We start from the raw sequence: 16,215 nt of genomic DNA, 5'->3' as shown, positions 1-16,215 counted from the left end.
CGGGCCCCGCCCTCGTGGTGCCGGCGCGGCGAGCGCCGGCGCGGACTCCGTCAGCGCGAGCCCGGCCCCGAGCCCGTGAGCCGCCGGACCCGACCGGCCGCCCGGCGCGCCACCTCGCGCACCCCGCCCTGCGCCATGTACTCACGCAGCAGGTGGAGGTCACCGCGCACGGAGATCGGCGGCGGGGGCGACACGTACATCGCCGTCGTCACGGGGCCGAGCCTGCTCGTGAGGTCGGCCGCACGCCGGGGTGCGCGGCAGAACTCCACGAGCGGCTGCAGCACCCGCTCCCAGCGGTACGACTCCGCGAACGCGCGCACGTTGGTGCGCACCTCGTCGATCGCCGGCTGGTCGTACAGCATCTGCTCGAGCGCCTCGACGAGGGCGTCGACGTCCTGCGGCGGCACCACACGGCCCAGGTCGTGCGTGCGGATGAGCTCACCGAAGGTGTCGCCGCTGGTCGCGACGATCGGCAGCGTGGTCCACAGGTAGTCGAGGATGCGGGTGCGGAAGCTGAACGCGGTCTCGATGTGCTCGAAGTGCGTCGACACGCCGACGTCCGCGTCGAGCAGGTAGTCCGCCCGCTCGTCGTAGGGCACCCAGCCCTCGTTGAAGAACACGTGCTTGTCGACCAGGCCGAGCTCGGCCGCCAGCTCGCGCGTGCGCCAGGCGATCTTCATCTCCGGGACGCCCGGGTTCGGGTGCTTGAGGCCCATGAAGTAGAGGCGCACCTCGGGGTGCTCGCGGCGCAGCACGTCGACGGCGCGGATGAGCGTCAGGGGGTCGAACCAGTTGTAGATCCCACCGCCCCACAGGATGACCTTGTCGTCGACCGAGATGCCCTCGGTCGCGCCCTTGATCGCGTGGCGCCGCTGCACCGGGTCCGTGTCGGCGATGCCGAACGGCACCACCGACAGCAGCGACCGCAGCGACTCGTCCTCGTCGTACACGGCCGGGTTGACGCGCCCCTGCCCGGCGAGCTGCCCGAGCCAGAAGTCGCGCTGCTTGTCCGACGCGCACAGCATGAGGTCGGCACGGGCGATCTGCTCGTTGAGCGCCCGGGTCGTCTCCCGCACCGCCATCTCGCGGCCGCCGGGACCCTGGTCCTTGGCCTGCTCGAGCTGCTCGAGGTGCATCGGGTCGTAGATGTCGGCGACGACGATCTTGTCGCTGTCCTTGAGCCAGGGCGCGGCCTCGAGCAGGAACCCCTGGAAGATGATGACGTCGGCCCACTCCGTGGCGTCCACGAGCTTCTTGCCGTAGATGTACTCCGCCGTGAAGCCCTCGGGCTCGATCGCGTTGCCGCTGGTCGACGCGAGACGGACCTCGTGCTCGGTGCTCAGCGTCCGTGCGATCTCCCAGGCCCGGATCGCCGGGCCGGCCATCGTGGACTTCAGCGGCTCCCCGGTGACCACGAGCACGCGGCGACGGGTCTCGAACCGGGACGCCACGTCGAACGCCTCGACGAGCACGCGGTGAGCCTCGAGGTAGCTGTCGATGGCGTACGCGGGCTCCATCGCCTGCCGGAACAGGGGGAACAGGTCGGTGTCCGGCCGGCGGCGGCGCACCTGCAGGTCCTTGCGCGTCTGGGCGAGGGACTCGAGCTGGTCGACGAAGTAGTCGATCGCGTAGGGGCCGGTCAGCGCCATCTTCGGCAGCTCGAGCGTCCCGACGTCGTCGTTGCCCGGCGACCGCTGCAGGTCGAGCGTGGAGGTGTCGACGTCGACGCGGGCGAACGACCGGCGCACCGCGAGCGCCATCGCGGCGGGCAGCGCCCGGGCCAGCGACTCGTCGTCGAGGTTCTTGTACATCGACATCAGCGCGTTGCGCTCGAGCAGGTACGTCTCGCGGAAGTTGCCGAACTTCTTCATCGTGACGTGGTGCTTGTGGTACGCCACCGAGCCGGGCACGTACCGCACGCGGTACCCGAGCAGGTTCAGCCGCCAGCCGAGGTCCACGTCCTCGTAGAACATGAAGAACCGCTCGTCGAACCCGCCGACGTCGCGGTACAGCTCCGTCCGCATGAACATCGCCGCGCCCGTGCCGAACAGCACGTCCTTGGCGGTGTCCCACTCGCCGGTGTCGAGGCTCTCGACCTCACGCTTGTAGCCCATGCCGAACCAGGTGAGCGACCCGTCGACGTAGTCGATCCGCTCGCCCTCCCAGTCGAGGACCTTGCTGGCGACGGCACCGACGGTGCGGTCGGCGGCCAGCACCTCGACCGCGGCACGGATCCACTCGCGGCCCGGCCGCGCGTCGTTGTTGAGGAAGGCGACGTACTCACCGGTCGCGTGGCGCACGCCGAGGTTGCAGCCGCCGGCGAACCCGGTGTTGCTGCCGGCGGGGACCACGAGGGCCTCCGGCACCGCCGCCCGGATCTCCTGGACGCTGCCGTCCTGCGAGTCGTTGTCGACGACCACGAGCTCGAGCTGCTCACGCGGCCAGTCGACGTCGTCGAAGGCACGCAGCGCCGTGATCGTGTCCTGGGCGCCCTTGTAGTTCACGAGGACGACGGTGACCACGCCGCGGCGGATCTCCCCCGTCCGGCCCTTCGTGCTGCTCACGTGCTCTCCCTCGTCCATGTCGCCCCCATGGCCACGATCCCGCCCGACTCGCGCGGTGACCCGGCCTCCACGTCGAACCGCACGACCTTGCGCCGCAGGTCGTAGGTGTGCTGCGTCGTCCAGTCCACGACCGACGCGATCACGTCGAACGTCCCCGGCTGCAGCGGCACGGCCGGCACGACGCAGTCGACCGAGCCCTTGCCGGAGACCGCGTCGATCTCCAGGCCACCGTCACGGGTGTGGTACGCCCACACGTAGACGCCCTCGAGGGTCTCGACGGCCAGGCCGAACACCGGCTTGTCGACCCGCTCGTGGGCGTCGTAGTGCACGCGGATCCGCATCGGGTCGCCGGTGCGCAGGGTCGTGACCGGCTGGCCGTCGCCGTCGATGAGCTCGACGCGCTCGACCGTCACCTCGCCCGACCCGTGCCGGCCGGTCTCGTGCTCGGGCTGGTCGCCCTGCACGGCGCGCTCGACGTGGGTCGCGTCCACGTACTCGTCGACCAGCGACGTCGCCGGACCCGACTGCACGAGGCGGCCGTGGTCGAGCCACGCGACGTGGTCGCACATGGTGCGCATCGAGCCCATGGCGTGGCTGACGATGACGACGGTCTTGCCCGCGGCCCGGAACTCCGCGAACTTCTCCATGCACTTGGCCTGGAACGCGGCGTCACCGACGGCCAGCACCTCGTCGACGAGCAGGATGTCCGGGTCGACGTTGATCGCGACGGAGAAGCCGAGGCGCACGTACATGCCGGACGAGTAGTTCTTCACGGGCTGGTCGATGAAGGTCTCGATGCCGGCGAAGTCGACGATCTCGTCGAACTTGCGGTCGATCTCGCGCTTGCCCAGGCCCAGGATGGAGCCGTTGAGGTAGACGTTCTCGCGGCCCGTGAGCTCGGGGTGGAACCCGGACCCGAGCTCGAGGAGCGCCGCCACGGAGCCACCGACGGTGATCGAGCCCTCGTCGGGGACGAGGATGCGTGCGAGGCACTTGAGCAGCGTCGACTTGCCGGACCCGTTCTCGCCGATGAGCCCGAAGGTGGAGCCCTGCGGGATGGAGAACCCGACGTCGCGCAGCGCCCAGAACTCGTCGTACTTGGCGCGGCGGCCACGCATGAGCGAGGCCTTGAGCGACTGGTTGCGCTCGCGGTACATCCGGAAGCGCTTGGAGACCCCGTCGACCTCGATGATCTCGCTCACAGCTCCTCCGCCATCCTCGGCTCGAAGCGGCGGAAGACCCGCCAGCCGATGAACAGGACGATGGCGGCGGACGACACGCACCAGATCATGTCGGTCTGGGACGGCCACGTCTCCTCGTAGAGCACGGCCCGGAACGCCTGCGTGAAGTGCAGCATCGGGTTGAGCTCCCAGAAGGCCACGAGGGGGAAGGACAGGCCGTGCTGGGCGAGCCAGCCGTTGAGGTCGCCCTCGGCTCGGCGCACCAGCGACAGCGGGTAGATGATCGGCGTCGCGTAGAGCCAGATCTGCAGCAGGATCGCCACGAAGTGCTCGGTGTCACGGAAGTACACGTTGGCGACCGAGAGCATGAGCGCGAACCCCAGCGCCATGGCGGTCAGCAGGATGAGCAGCACCACGACCATGGGCAGCCACGGCAGGAGCATCTGGCCGAACAGCGTCAGCGCGACGACCAGCACGCCGAGCTCGATCGCCGTGGTCACGTCGAGGGCGAAGACGCTCGAGGCGACGAGCACCTCCCGCGGGAAGAAGACCTTCTTCACGAGGTTGGCGTTGGCGACGATCGAGTTCAGGCCTGTCATGAGCGCGGCCGAGAAGAACGTCCAGGGGATCAGGGCGCACATCAGCCAGAGCGCGAAGACGTGCAGGCCCGTGCGGCTCGGCTCGATCTCGACCCGCATGAACACGCCGAAGACGACCGTGTACACGACCATCGTGGCGATCGGGTTGATCAGCGACCACAGGTTCCCCAGGGCGGTGCGCTTGTAGCGCCCCTTGACCTCACGCATCGTGAGGTTGATGAGCAGCTCGCGCATGCGACGCGTCCGGACGGGATCTCTCACGCCGCCGTCACCTGCGCGCACATGCCGACGTTCCCGGGACGTGGCCCCGGGGTGAGGGGTCGAAGCATGGGCCCGATCCTAGGCGACGCAGCGGGGCCTATCGCCCAGGACGGTCCCGCGACGGCCGTCGCAGACGTGCGTAGACCTGACGGGGCGCCCGCAGCGCGCGCATCGCGCGGGTGGCGTACAGGGCCTCGACCTCGGCCTCGGCCCGCTCCGCACGGACCTTCGCCTCCGCGCCGGAGCGCTCGACGTCGTCGAGGTGCGCACGCACCGTCCCGGCCTCGGCGCGGGCCGAGTCGCGCTCGAGGACCAGCGCCTCGACCTGCGCGTGCAGCCGCGCCACCGCACCGTCGCGGTCGTCGAGGACCGCCCGCAGCACGAACTGGTAGACGTCCGCGTCGGGCTGCCGGCGCACCCACTCCAGCGACCCCTCCGGGAGCGCCGACGTGTCGACGGCCACCTCGGTGGCCAGGGCGTCGGCGTGGGTCGGCCACAGGTCGACCACCGCGAGGCCCGCGTCGCTCATCAGACGCAGCAGGGACACGCGTGTGAAGAAGGTCACGTGGGTGCGGTCGAGCAGCCCCCGGTCCTGGTACGTCCACCGGCCCTGCAGCAGCGCGAGCCGCACCGCGCCGTGGGCGACGTTCGGGACGGAGACGACGACGCTCCCGCCGGGGCGCAGCAGGCCCACGCACGTCCGCAGCAGCCGCAGCGGGTCGCGCAGGTGCTCCAGCACGTCCCCGAAGACGACGACGTCGAAGCTGCCCCGCTCGAACGAGTCCAGCAGGTCCACCTGCTCGAGGTCGGCGACGAGCACCTCGTCGAGGACCTCGGCGGCCTGGGCCGCGGCCGCCGGGTCGATCTCGACACCCACGACCTCGCAGCCGCGTCGCTTCAGCACCTCGCCCAGGTACCCCGTGGCGCACCCGACGTCCAGGACGCGCTTGCCGGGGCCCACGAGCCGCACGAGGTAGGCGTGCGAGTTGTCCTCGAGAGCCTCGTCGACGACGGTGTCATACGTGGGCATCGGCTGCCTTCCTCGGTCCGGGGTGCCGATGCTACCGAAGCGGGGCACCGCGCACGGTCACCCGTGAGAGCATCGCCGCGTGCGCATCACGCTCGACGGGACCCCTCTGCTCGGCCGTCGCACCGGCATCGGGACCTACGTGGCCCGCGTGCTGGACGCGCTGCCGGCGGCGGTGCGCCGGGCCGACGTGGACGCCCGGCTCGAGGTCATGACGTGGAGCCTGCGCGGCGGCCGGGTGCGCGGCCTGCCGGACGGTGTGCGCCAGGTCGGGCCCCCCGTGCCGGCCCGCGTCCTGCGGGAGGCGTGGGCGCGCTGGGACGTGCCGCCGGTCGAGGCACTCGTGGGGCGCACCTCCCTCGTGCACGGCACCAACTTCGTCTCCCCGCCCACCCGGCACGCGCGCGAGGTGGTGACCGTGCACGACCTCGCGTACGTGCACCTCCCGCAGACCGTCAGCGCGGACGCGGCGCGGTACCGGACCCTCGTGCCGCGGGCGCTGGCGCGCGGTGCGCACGTGCTCGTGCCGTCGGGTGCCACCGCGGCGGCCGTGCGCGAGCACTACGCCCTCGACCCGGAGCGCGTGAGCGTGACGCCGCTGGGCGTCGACCCCGGGTGGTCGGACGCGCGACCCCCGGGTGAGGCCTGGCGCCGGGACCACGGGCTGCCCGAGGAGTACGTGCTGTTCGTCGGCACGCTCGAGCCGCGCAAGAACCTCGCGCGGCTGCTCGCGGCGCACCGTGCGCTGCGGGCGGACGTCCCCGGCACCCCGACCCTCGTCCTCGCCGGGCAGGCGGGCAGCGACGCCGCGGCCGGGGCCGGCGCCGACGTCGTGCGGACCGGGTGGCTCGAGGACGCCGAGCTGCGCGCCCTGGTCGCCGGGGCACGGGCGGTGCTCCTGCCGTCGCTCGACGAGGGCTTCGGCCTGCCCGTGCTCGAGGCGTTCGCCGCCGGCCGCCCCGTGCTCGCGGGCGACGTGCCGGCGCTGCGCGAGGTCGGCGGCCCGCACGCGACCTACGCCGACCCGTACGACGTCACGGCGCTCGCCGGCGCGCTGCAGGACGTCCTGGACGCCGACGACGGGGACACCGCGCGGGCGGCGCGGGCCGCCTGGGCCGCGCGGTTCACGTGGGACGCCACGGCCGACGCCACGCTGGCCGCGTACCGGCGGGTGCTGGCGTGACGGCACCCGACCCCGACGTCACGGTCGTGACCGTCACGTACGACGCGGAGGGCCTGGTCCGCACGTGCCTCGACAGCCTGGGCGCCCAGCGCCTGGACGGGCTGCGGATGCAGGTCGTCGTCGTCGACAACGCGTCCCGCGACGCGACGGCCCGGGTGGTGGCGGACGAGTACCCGGAGGTGCGCCTCGTCCGCGCACCGCGGAACCTCGGGTTCGCCGCGGGCAACAACCTCGCGCTGCGCGACGTCCGCTCGCGGTACGTCGTCCTGGTCAACAACGACGCCGTGGTCGCGCCCGACGCCGTCCGCGCCCTGGTCCGCGCGCTGGACGACGCCCCCGACGACGTCGCGGCGATGGCGGCGACCGTGCTCCTCGCCGCCCGGTTCCGCGCGGCGGGACCCGACGAGCAGGACGCGGCAGGCGTGGTGCACGGCCCGGACGGCCGGTGGGTGCCCGACCCCGAGGGCGCCGTGCGCCTCGTCAACTCGACCGGCAACGAGGTGCGCACCGACGGGTTCGGGCAGGACCGCGGGTGGCTCGCCGACCACGCGCGTCACGCACCCGGGCCTGACGTGTTCGGGTTCAGCGGTGCCGCCGCCGTGCTGCGCACCTCGGCGCTGCGGGACGTCGGCCTGTTCGACGAGTCCTTCTTCATGTACTACGAGGACACCGACCTCTCGTGGCGGCTGCGCCTGGCCGGGTACCGCGTGGAGCACTGCCCGGGTGCGGTCGTCGAGCACGTGCACGCCGCGTCCGCGGGCGAGGGCAGCGACTTCTTCCGCTTCCACGACGCCCGCAACCGGCTGGCGCTGCTGACGAAGGACGCCACGGCGCGCACGGCCCTGCGCGCGCTGGCGCGCTACGTCGTCACGACGGCGTCGCTGGCGGTCCGTCGGCGCCGGTGGGACCTGGTGCGCACGCGCGTCCGCGCGCTGGCGTCGTACGGGTGCATGCTGCCCGGGCTGCTGCGGGAGCGGCGGCGCGTCGGACGGGCGGCCCGCGTGCCCCGCGCCCGCGTCGAGGACCTGCTGGTGCCCGCGACCCGCGGGTACACGTACCGGTCCTGACCGCCGCCGCCCCTGCCGGGCCGACGACCTCGCACCCGCGCGACGGTCCGCGGTAGTGTGTGGCGCCGCCCACGCCTCCCCTCGACTCCCGCGAAGGAACCTGTCCATGCGCATGCTCGTCACCGGCGGAGCCGGCTTCATCGGCTCGAACTTCGTGCACCAGACGGTGCGGGAGCGGCCGGACGTGCACGTCACGGTCCTGGACGCCCTCACGTACGCGGGCGACGAGCGGAGCCTGGACCCGGTCGACGGCAAGGTCACGTTCGCCAAGGGCGACATCTCCGACCCGGACATCGTCGACCGGCTCGTGAAGGACGCGGACCTCGTCGTGCACTTCGCGGCGGAGTCGCACAACGACAACTCGCTGCACGACCCGTGGCCGTTCGTGCGGACGAACGTCATCGGCACCTACCAGCTCCTCGAGGCCGTCCGGCGGTACGACGTGCGCTACCACCACGTCTCCACCGACGAGGTCTACGGCGACCTCGAGCTCGACGACCCGGCCAAGTTCACGCCGGACACGCCGTACAACCCCTCGAGCCCGTACTCGTCGACCAAGGCCGCGTCCGACCTGCTGGTCCGCGCCTGGGCGCGGAGCTTCGGCGTGCGCGCGACGATCTCCAACTGCTCGAACAACTACGGGCCGTTCCAGCACGTCGAGAAGTTCATCCCGCGGCAGATCACCAACGTGATCGACGGGGTGCGCCCCAAGCTGTACGGCACGGGCGAGAACGTGCGGGACTGGATCCACGTCGAGGACCACAACTCGGCGGTGTGGTCGATCATCGAGAAGGGCCGCCTCGGGGAGACCTACCTCATCGGTGCCGACGGCGAGAAGGACAACAAGACCGTCATCGAGCTCATTCTCGAGCTGATGGGGCAGTCGCCCGACGCGTACGACCACGTGAACGACCGCCCGGGCCACGACCTGCGCTACGCGATCGACGCCACCAAGCTGCGCACCGAGCTCGGCTGGGAGCCGCGGTACACGACGTTCCCCGACGGCCTGGCCGCGACCATCGACTGGTACCGCGCGAACGAGGCGTGGTGGCGCCCGCAGAAGGACGCGACCGAGGCGAAGTACGCCGTCCTCGGCCGCTGACCGAGGCCCGCCGCGGGGAGTGACGCCCCAGGTGGGGGCATCTGCACAGATCCTCCACGACGCCCGTGCGCCACTCCCCCGCGCGGCGCGGGTCGCTCTCCTACGATCGGGGCGTGACCACCCGCCACGCCGCACCGCGGCGCCTCCGCGCGCCGCGTCACGCCCGCAACCTGCACCCCCACCGCCTGCTGCGAGCGGTCGCGCTCGCGGTGACGAGCGTCGTGGTGTTCGGTGCCGCGGGCGGGGCGGCCTTCGCGGCCCGGCTCACCAACAACGTCAACGGGCTGGACCTCGGCGGTCTGGTCGAGGCGGCGCCGACGGCGGAGGGGGCACCCGACCCGACCGACCTGCACGCGGGTCAGCCGGTCAACGTCCTCGTCCTCGGGTCCGACCAGCGTGACGGCGTCAACGCCGAGATCGGTGGCGACGAGGAGGGCATGCGCTCCGACACCACGATCCTCGTGCACGTGTCGGCGGACCGCACGCGCGTGGAGATGGTGTCGATCCCGCGCGACTCGCTGGTCGAGGTGCCGTCGTGCACGCTCACCAACGGCAACACCACCCGGGCCCAGCGCAACGCGATGTTCAACTCCGCGTTCGCGATCGGGTGGGACTACGGCGGCGACCTGGAGTCCGCGGCCGCGTGCACGGTCAGCACGTTCCAGGCCAACACCGGCGTGCCGGTGACCAACGTCGTCGTCGTGGACTTCGCCGGGTTCCAGAACATGATCAACGCGATCGGCGGTGTGCCGATGTGCATCGTGGAGGACGTGTCGGACCGGTACACGGGCCTGGACCTCAAGGCCGGTCAGCAGGTGCTCGACGGCACCACCGCGCTGCAGTTCGCCCGCGCACGCCACGGCACCACGTTCGACGGCTCCGACACGATGCGTGCCGGACGCCAGCAGCAGCTCATCGCCAACGTCGCCAACGAGGTCCTGTCGAAGAACCTGCTGACGGACGGCGCACAGCTCATGCAGTTCCTCAGCGCCGCCACGAAGTCCGTGACGACCGACCTCGGCGTCGGCGACCTCACCGGCCTCGCCTTCAGCCTGCGGGGCATCGACCGTGCGAACATCACCCTCATGACCGTGCCGTGGGCACCCGCCAGCAGCGACAAGAACCGCGTGGAGTGGACCGCGGAGGCCGACACCCTGTGGGCGAACATCGCGGCGGACGTGCCGATGCTCGGCGAGCCCGAGCCGCCGGCCGCGCCGGAGCCACCCGCCGCGCCGCCCGCGGCCGGGGAGCCCGAGGCACCCCCCGCACCGCCCGAGGCGGAGCCGGCCCCCACGGAGACGAAGACGCCCGGCGTCGACGCCTTCACGGCCGCCGACGCCACGACGACGAGCTGTTCAGCAGTCCCGTGACCGGCCGCCGTGACGACGACGCGACCCCGCCCCCCAGCTTCGCGCCGGACGGCGGGCGCGACCGGCCGGTAGCGGACGGCGCCCGCGTGGTCGGCAGGTCGGCCGGACGCCCCGCGGCGCCGACCCGGGTCTCCCGACCTGCGCCCCGCGAGGGCGGCACACCGAGCCGCGGCCGGACGCCGCCACCGGCGCCCGCGCCCCGCGGCACCGGTGTGCGCCGCGACGGCGCCACCCGGCCCGCTCCCGCACCTGCCGCGTCCCGACCTGACGCACCCGGGCCTGCTGCACCCGGCACCGGCGCGCCGGCCTCGTTCGCACCCGCGGGGCGGGCCCGCCCGGGCGACGCCCCGCGCATCCCCCCGGCGGGTGCCACGGCGCGGTCCACCCCGCCCCGCTCGTCGTCGCCCGCGACGGCACGTGCCGCCGGACCCGGCGCGCCCGGGAGCCCGGGGCGACCGGCCGCGGCCACGCCACGGGCTCCCCGACCGCCGGTCGCACCCTCCGAGGGTGCGGGAGGCGGACGCCGTCGGCGCATCGCCGGCGTGGTCGCGCTCCTCGTCCTCGCGGCGCTCGTCGCCTGGCCCGTCGGGTTGCTGATCTGGGCGAACGGTCTGCTGCAGAAGACCCCCGCACTGTCCGGGGCGCCCGGGACACCGGGCACCACGTACCTGCTCGCAGGGTCCGACGCGCGCGGCGACGAGGGCGGTATCGCGGAGGACGGCACCGAGGGGCAGCGCACGGACACGATCCTGCTGCTGCACGTGCCCGCCGACGGCCCGACCGCGATGATCTCGCTCCCCCGCGACTCGTTCGTGGAGGTGCCGGGCCACGGCGGTACCAAGCTCAACCACGCGTTCGCGTGGGGGGGCGCACCGCTGCTGGTCCAGACCGTCGAGGGCCTGACCGGGCTGACCGTCGACCACTACGCCGAGATCGGCATGGGCGGCGTGGCCCGGCTGGTCGACGCGGTCGGCGGTGTCCACCTCTGCTACGACGGCGACGTCGACGACCCGGACTCCGGCATGGTCTGGACGGCCGGCTGCCACGACGTCGACGGTGCGGCGGCCCTGCCGTTCGCCCGCATGCGCAAGGCGGACCCCCAGGGCGACGTCGGGCGCGCCCTGCGTCAGCGGCAGCTCATCGGCGCCGTCATGGGCAAGGTGAGCCCGGGCTCGCTGGCGCTCGACCCCGGCGCGCAGGTCGCCCTCGTCGACGCGGGCACGGGCGCGCTGACGTTCGACGAGGACGCCGGCGTCATCGACGTGGCGCGCCTGGCCCTGGCGTTCCGCGCGGCGAACGGCGAGGGCGGCATCACGGGCACGCCGCCGATCGCCAGCATGGACCACCGGCCCGGGGGCAACATCGGGTCGACCGTGCTGCTCGACCCCGAGCTGACACCCGGGTTCTTCGCGGCGATCCGTGACGGCTCGCTGCCGCCGGGCGAGGTGGGCGGGATACCGGGCGGCTAGGTGGACTCGGCCGTCAGGCCGAGAACCCGGTCGCGGGTCGCGTCGCGCGGCTGCGCAGCCGCTCGCCCTTCGCGTCGGCCTGCGCGCGCAGACCGTCCTGGAACGTCAGCATCGCCGCCCGGAGCCGCTCCGCCTCCGGGCCGGACCCGGACGCGAGGATCCGCACGGCCAGCAGGCCCGCGTTCCGGGCCCCACCCACGGACACGGTCGCGACGGGCACGCCTGCGGGCATCTGCACGATCGACAGCAGCGAGTCCAGGCCGTCGAGGTGCGCGAGCGGCACGGGCACCCCCACGACGGGCAGCGGGGTGACGGCCGCCAGCATGCCGGGCAGGTGCGCGGCGCCCCCGGCTCCGGCCACGATCACGCGCAGGCCGCGGCCGGCGGCCTCCCGCCCGTACGCGACCATCTTGTCCGGCTGCCGGTGGGCGGACACGACGTCGACCTCGACGGCCACGTCGAACTCGGCGAGAGCGTCCGCCGCCGCCTGCATCACGGGCCAGTCGGAGTCCGACCCCATGACGATGCCGACCTGGGTGCCGCCCGGCGTGGTGTGGCTCATGTCGTCCCTCGGTCCTCGGTCGTCTCGCCGCGCAGCCGCGCGGCCGCCGCGCGCGCACGCGCACGGACGTCGTCCAGGTCGTCGCCCGACACGTTGACGTGGCCGAGCTTGCGACCGGGCCGCACCGCCTTGCCGTACAGGTGCACCTTGGCGCCCGGGTCGGCGCCGAGGACGTCGTGCAGGGCGTCGGTCGGGTCGTCGAGCGCGCTGCCGAGCACGTTGGCCATGACGGTCCACCGGGCGACGGGGGTGACGTCGCCCAGCGGCAGGTCGAGCACCGCCCGCAGGTGCTGCTCGAACTGGCTGGTGACGGCGCCGTCGATCGTCCAGTGCCCGGAGTTGTGCGGCCGCATGGCGAGCTCGTTGACGAGCACGCGCGGCGCTCCCCCGTCGGGGTCCGGCACCTCGAAGAGCTCCACGGCCAGCACGCCGGTGACGCCCAGGCCGTCGGCGACGGTGCGCGCCACCTGCTCGGCCTGCGCGGCGGTCGCGGGGTGCAGGTCGGGCGCCGGGGCGACGACCTCCGCGCACACGCCGTCCCGCTGGACGGACTCGACGACGGGCCAGACGACGCTGCGCCCGGACGGCGTGCGGGCGACGAGCACCGCGAGCTCCCGCGTGAACGGGACGAGGTCCTCGGCCAGCAGCGCGGGACCGGTGCCGTCGGCGACCGCCGCGCACCACGCGACGACGTCGTCGGGCACCGGCCCCCGGCTCACGACCCGCACCCCCTTGCCGTCGTAGCCGCCACGTGTCGTCTTGACGACCGCGGCACCGCCGGCGTCGGCGCGGAAGCGCTCGAGGTCCGCGAGGTCCCCGACGGGCGCCCAGCGCGGGCAGGGCACGCCGAGGTCCGTGAGCCGGCGCCGCATCACGGCCTTGTCCTGGGCGTGCACGAGGGCGTCGGGCGTCGGGTGCACCGCGACACCGTGCGCGGCGACCGCGTCGAGCACGCCCGGCGGGACGTGCTCGTGCTCGAACGTCAGCACGGCGGCGCCGTCGACGAGCGCGAGCACGGCGGACTCGTCGGACGCGACGCCCACGGGCGCGTCGGCCACGGCCTGCGCGGCCGAGCCGTCGGCGGCCTCCGCGAGGACGCGCAGGTGCAGGCCCAGGGCGGTCGCAGGCCCGGCCATCATGCGGGCGAGCTGCCCGCCGCCGACGACGGCGACGATCGGAGGTGTCACGGGCGTCGAGGGTAGCCGCTGACGAGCGCCCGCTCGCGCCCGTCCCGCCTCACGGGACCGAGGCCTGCACGAGGCGACCCTCGCCGTGGACCGTGAGCTTGCCGTCCGCCGCCGGGACGAACGCGGCGCGTCCGGCCGCCAGCTCGAGCTCCTCACCCGAGGCGGCGCGCAGCCGCACGGCACCCTCGAGGCACAGGACGACGCGCGGCCCGGTGCTCGGCAGCCGGCAGGGGCCCGCGGTGGTCACGCGCGTGACGGACAGCTCGAAGTCGTCCACGGGGACGTAGTACACGTCGGTCGCGTCGTACACGTGCTCGGGGGCGATGCGGATGGGCGGCGCCGCGACGCAGTCGACCGCACGCAGCAGCTCGGGGATGTCGACGTGCTTGGACGTGAGCCCGGCCCGCAGGACGTTGTCCGAGTTCGCCATGATCTCCACGGCGACGCCGTCGAGGTACGCGTGCACCGCACCCGCGGGGACGAACAGGGCCTCGCCGGGGCGCAGCGTCACCGGGTTGAGCAGCACGGCCGTCACCGCGCCGGGGTCCCCGGGGTACGCCCGCTCGAGCAGGTCCACGGCCCGGTCCGTGCGCGGCGACGGCGACCCGCTCGCCAGCCGGGCGCGGAACTCCTCGGCGAGCTCGGCGACCTCGGCGGGGGAGGGCCGGGTGCCCTCACCGACGAGCCGGGAGAACGCCTCGCGGACCCCGCTGGGGCTCGGGTCCGCGGTGACGGTCTTGTGCAGCTGGCGCGCGACGGGGTGCTCGAGGCCGCGGAGGATCTCGGCCGTCCGCCGCGGGGCGCGGAACCCCACGAGCGCCTCGAAGGTCGTCAGGGCGAAGACGAGCTCGGGCTTGTGGTTGCGGTCGCGGTAGGAGCGCTGCGGGTGGTCGAGCGGGACGCCGGCGGCGTCCTCCCGTGCGTACCCGTCCTGCGCGAGCTCGATGCTCGGGTGCACCTGCAGCGAGAGCGGGCGTGCGGCGGCGATGATCTTGAGCAGGAACGGCAGGTGGTTCCCGAACTGCGCGGCCACGTCGGTGCCGAGCAGCGGCGCGGGACTCCCGGCGATCGCCGCGTGGAGCGTCCGACCGTCGGTCGCCAGGATCGACGACGAGGACGGGTGCCCCCCGAACCACGCCTCCGCGACCGGGGCGTCGCCGGCGGGCAGGCCCAGCAGCTCCGGGATGGCGGTGGGCGATCCCCAGGCGTACCCCTGGAACACTGGCTCGAGACCCTGCACTTGCCCCTCCCCCGGTGGCACGGCGACTGGGCCGCCAGCCTAACGGGACATCGCGGTCACGTCGGGCAGGTCCGTGCCGGGCTCACCAGCGGCGGTCGCGCCGCACCGAGATCACGGCGCCGCGCGGCAGGACGACGTCGGGCCGCAGCGAGGCCGGGACCCCGGACAGGAAGAGCGCGAACACCGCGGGCCGGCGCTGCGCGAGCTCGAGACGACCCCCGTCCGCGCTGGCGAGGTCCCGCGCGAGCGCCAGCCCCAGTCCCGTCCCGGCGCCGGAGGTGACGTCCCGCTCGAAGATGCGCGGAGCGAGGTCGTCGGGGACGCCGTCGCCCTCGTCGCCGACCTCGACGACGACGGCACGCGACGGCCCGCCGGCGCGGGCGCGCACGGTGGTCGTGCCGGCGCCGTGCTTGAGGGAGTTCTCGATGAGCGTGGCGAGCACCTGCGCGAGCGCACCGGGGGTGGCGAGCACCTGCGTGGCGGGGTCGACGTCGACGACGAGGCGACGGGCGGCCGCCGCGAACGTCGGGGACCACTCCTCCTGCTGCTGGTGGACGACCTCCCACAGGGAGATCGCCTCGGTCGTGCCGCCCTGGGCGCGCCGCGAGCTGGCGAGCAGGTCGTCCACGACGCGGACGAGGCGCTCGACCTGCTCGAGCGAGATCCGCGCCTCCTCCCGCACCTCCTCCTCCCCCGCGGTGAGCATGATCTCCTCGAGCCGCATGGAGAGGGCCGTCAGCGGCGTCCGCAGCTGGTGGGAGGCGTCGGACGCGAACTGCCGCTCCGCCGCCAGTCGCCCGGCCATGCGGTCGGCGCTGCGCGCGAGCTCGGCGGCCACCAGGTCGATCTCCTCGACGCCGGACGGCTCGAGCTGGGGACGGACCTGACCCGACCCGAGCTGCTCGGCCGAGGCCGCGAGGTACACCAGCGGCGCGGCGAGCCGGTTGGCCTGCCAGATCGCCATCGCGATCCCCGCGGCGAACGCGACGACGGCGGCGACGACGACCAGGGCGATGACCTGCGTGGACATCCAGAAGACGTCCCACCACGACACGTACAGCAGCACGGTCGCGGCGGTGTCGGACGTCGTCTGCACCGTCACCCGGCGGTCGTCGACCGTCGGCCCGGCGCGGTACGTCTGCCCGTCGGGGGTACGGACCACGACGGTCGCCCCGAGCTCGCCGTCGCTGCCGGTGTAGGGCTCGAGCATGCGGTCCGAGAGCGCGATCTCCTGCTCGACCCGGAAGTCGACCGTGCGGGCGACCGACTGGGCCCGGATCTCCAGCCCGCGCAGCTCGTTCTCCCGCACCAGCTGCGCCCCCAGGAACGCGAGCGGGAACCCGAGGAGGACGACCGCGACCGTGACGGCGGCGATCGTCGCCTGCAGGACGCGACGGCGCACG

Annotated in this window: 13 protein-coding genes; 5 read left to right on the top strand and 8 right to left on the bottom strand. The window is 73.7% G+C overall.

All coding sequences use genetic code 11. The annotated features are described in order from the left end of the window. Positions 1-50: 50 nt before the first annotated feature. The 4 genes from Cph01nite_RS06900 to Cph01nite_RS06885 all read right to left on the bottom strand — a co-directional run bounded on the left by Cph01nite_RS06900 (position 51) and on the right by Cph01nite_RS06885 (position 5,635). Entirely contained in the window at positions 51-2,564 is a 2,514-nt protein-coding gene (locus Cph01nite_RS06900) for a glycosyltransferase (protein WP_239069099.1), read from the bottom strand. Then, entirely contained in the window at positions 2,561-3,766 is a 1,206-nt protein-coding gene (locus Cph01nite_RS06895) for an ABC transporter ATP-binding protein (RefSeq protein WP_203672590.1), read from the bottom strand. The genes Cph01nite_RS06900 and Cph01nite_RS06895 overlap by 4 nt, the downstream gene beginning before the upstream one ends. Continuing rightward, positions 3,763-4,605 carry an ABC transporter permease gene (locus Cph01nite_RS06890; protein WP_239069098.1) on the bottom strand — a complete coding sequence of 281 codons (843 nt, stop codon included), beginning with the start codon at positions 4,603-4,605 and terminating at the stop codon, positions 3,763-3,765. The genes Cph01nite_RS06895 and Cph01nite_RS06890 overlap by 4 nt, the downstream gene beginning before the upstream one ends. 97 nt (positions 4,606-4,702) lie before the next feature. Then, complete coding sequence (locus tag Cph01nite_RS06885) at positions 4,703-5,635, bottom strand: class I SAM-dependent methyltransferase (protein ID WP_203672588.1); 933 nt, start codon at positions 5,633-5,635, stop codon at positions 4,703-4,705. A 79-nt stretch (positions 5,636-5,714) separates the two neighbouring features. Between Cph01nite_RS06885 and Cph01nite_RS06880 the strand changes: the two genes are divergently transcribed. From Cph01nite_RS06880 to Cph01nite_RS06860, 5 genes are all read left to right on the top strand, one after another. After that, positions 5,715-6,815: a glycosyltransferase family 4 protein gene (locus tag Cph01nite_RS06880; RefSeq protein ID WP_203672586.1), complete on the top strand. Its 1,101-nt coding sequence runs from the start codon at positions 5,715-5,717 to the stop codon at positions 6,813-6,815. Next, positions 6,812-7,882 carry a glycosyltransferase family 2 protein gene (locus Cph01nite_RS06875; RefSeq protein WP_203672584.1) on the top strand — a complete coding sequence of 357 codons (1,071 nt, stop codon included), beginning with the start codon at positions 6,812-6,814 and terminating at the stop codon, positions 7,880-7,882. Before Cph01nite_RS06880 ends, Cph01nite_RS06875 begins: the two co-directional genes overlap by 4 nt. Positions 7,883-7,988: 106 nt before the next feature. Next, entirely contained in the window at positions 7,989-8,984 is a 996-nt protein-coding gene (gene rfbB, locus Cph01nite_RS06870) for a dTDP-glucose 4,6-dehydratase (RefSeq protein WP_203672583.1), read from the top strand. 113 nt (positions 8,985-9,097) lie between these two features. Further along, positions 9,098-10,354, top strand: a complete 1,257-nt coding sequence (locus tag Cph01nite_RS06865) for an LCP family protein (RefSeq protein ID WP_239069097.1) — start codon at positions 9,098-9,100, stop codon at positions 10,352-10,354. 542 nt (positions 10,355-10,896) lie between these two features. Continuing rightward, on the top strand, positions 10,897-11,823 hold the full coding sequence (locus tag Cph01nite_RS06860) for an LCP family protein (protein ID WP_203672581.1): 927 nt from the start codon (positions 10,897-10,899) through the stop codon (positions 11,821-11,823). Between the two features lie 13 nt (positions 11,824-11,836). On the opposite strand, the gene purE is transcribed toward Cph01nite_RS06860, so the two are convergent. From purE to Cph01nite_RS06840, 4 genes are all read right to left on the bottom strand, one after another. Next, positions 11,837-12,385, bottom strand: coding sequence for a 5-(carboxyamino)imidazole ribonucleotide mutase (purE, locus tag Cph01nite_RS06855; protein ID WP_203672579.1), 549 nt, complete (start codon positions 12,383-12,385; stop codon positions 11,837-11,839). Beyond that, positions 12,382-13,572: a 5-(carboxyamino)imidazole ribonucleotide synthase gene (locus Cph01nite_RS06850; protein ID WP_203672577.1), complete on the bottom strand. Its 1,191-nt coding sequence runs from the start codon at positions 13,570-13,572 to the stop codon at positions 12,382-12,384. Before Cph01nite_RS06850 ends, purE begins: the two co-directional genes overlap by 4 nt. A gap of 49 nt (positions 13,573-13,621) precedes the next feature. Further along, positions 13,622-14,812: a mannose-6-phosphate isomerase, class I gene (gene manA, locus Cph01nite_RS06845; protein ID WP_203672575.1), complete on the bottom strand. Its 1,191-nt coding sequence runs from the start codon at positions 14,810-14,812 to the stop codon at positions 13,622-13,624. 82 nt (positions 14,813-14,894) lie between these two features. Then, positions 14,895-16,214 (bottom strand): sensor histidine kinase, encoded by a 1,320-nt coding sequence (locus Cph01nite_RS06840; RefSeq protein WP_203672574.1) that lies wholly within the window; start codon positions 16,212-16,214, stop codon positions 14,895-14,897. Position 16,215: the final 1 nt, after the last annotated feature.

Origin of the sequence: Cellulomonas phragmiteti (assembly GCF_016862775.1) — a bacterium.
GTDB lineage: Bacteria > Actinomycetota > Actinomycetes > Actinomycetales > Cellulomonadaceae > Cellulomonas > Cellulomonas phragmiteti.
The sequence above is the reverse complement of the archived record's forward strand: the minus strand, read 5'-3'. Positions and strand labels throughout refer to the sequence as shown.

Coding starts and splice junctions, on each gene's coding strand:
- Cph01nite_RS06885 (WP_203672588.1), bottom strand. CDS start 5,635: ATGCCCACGTATGACACCGTCGTCGACGAGGCTCTCGAGGACAACTCG.
- rfbB (WP_203672583.1), top strand. CDS start 7,989: ATGCGCATGCTCGTCACCGGCGGAGCCGGCTTCATCGGCTCGAACTTC.
- purE (WP_203672579.1), bottom strand. CDS start 12,385: ATGAGCCACACCACGCCGGGCGGCACCCAGGTCGGCATCGTCATGGGG.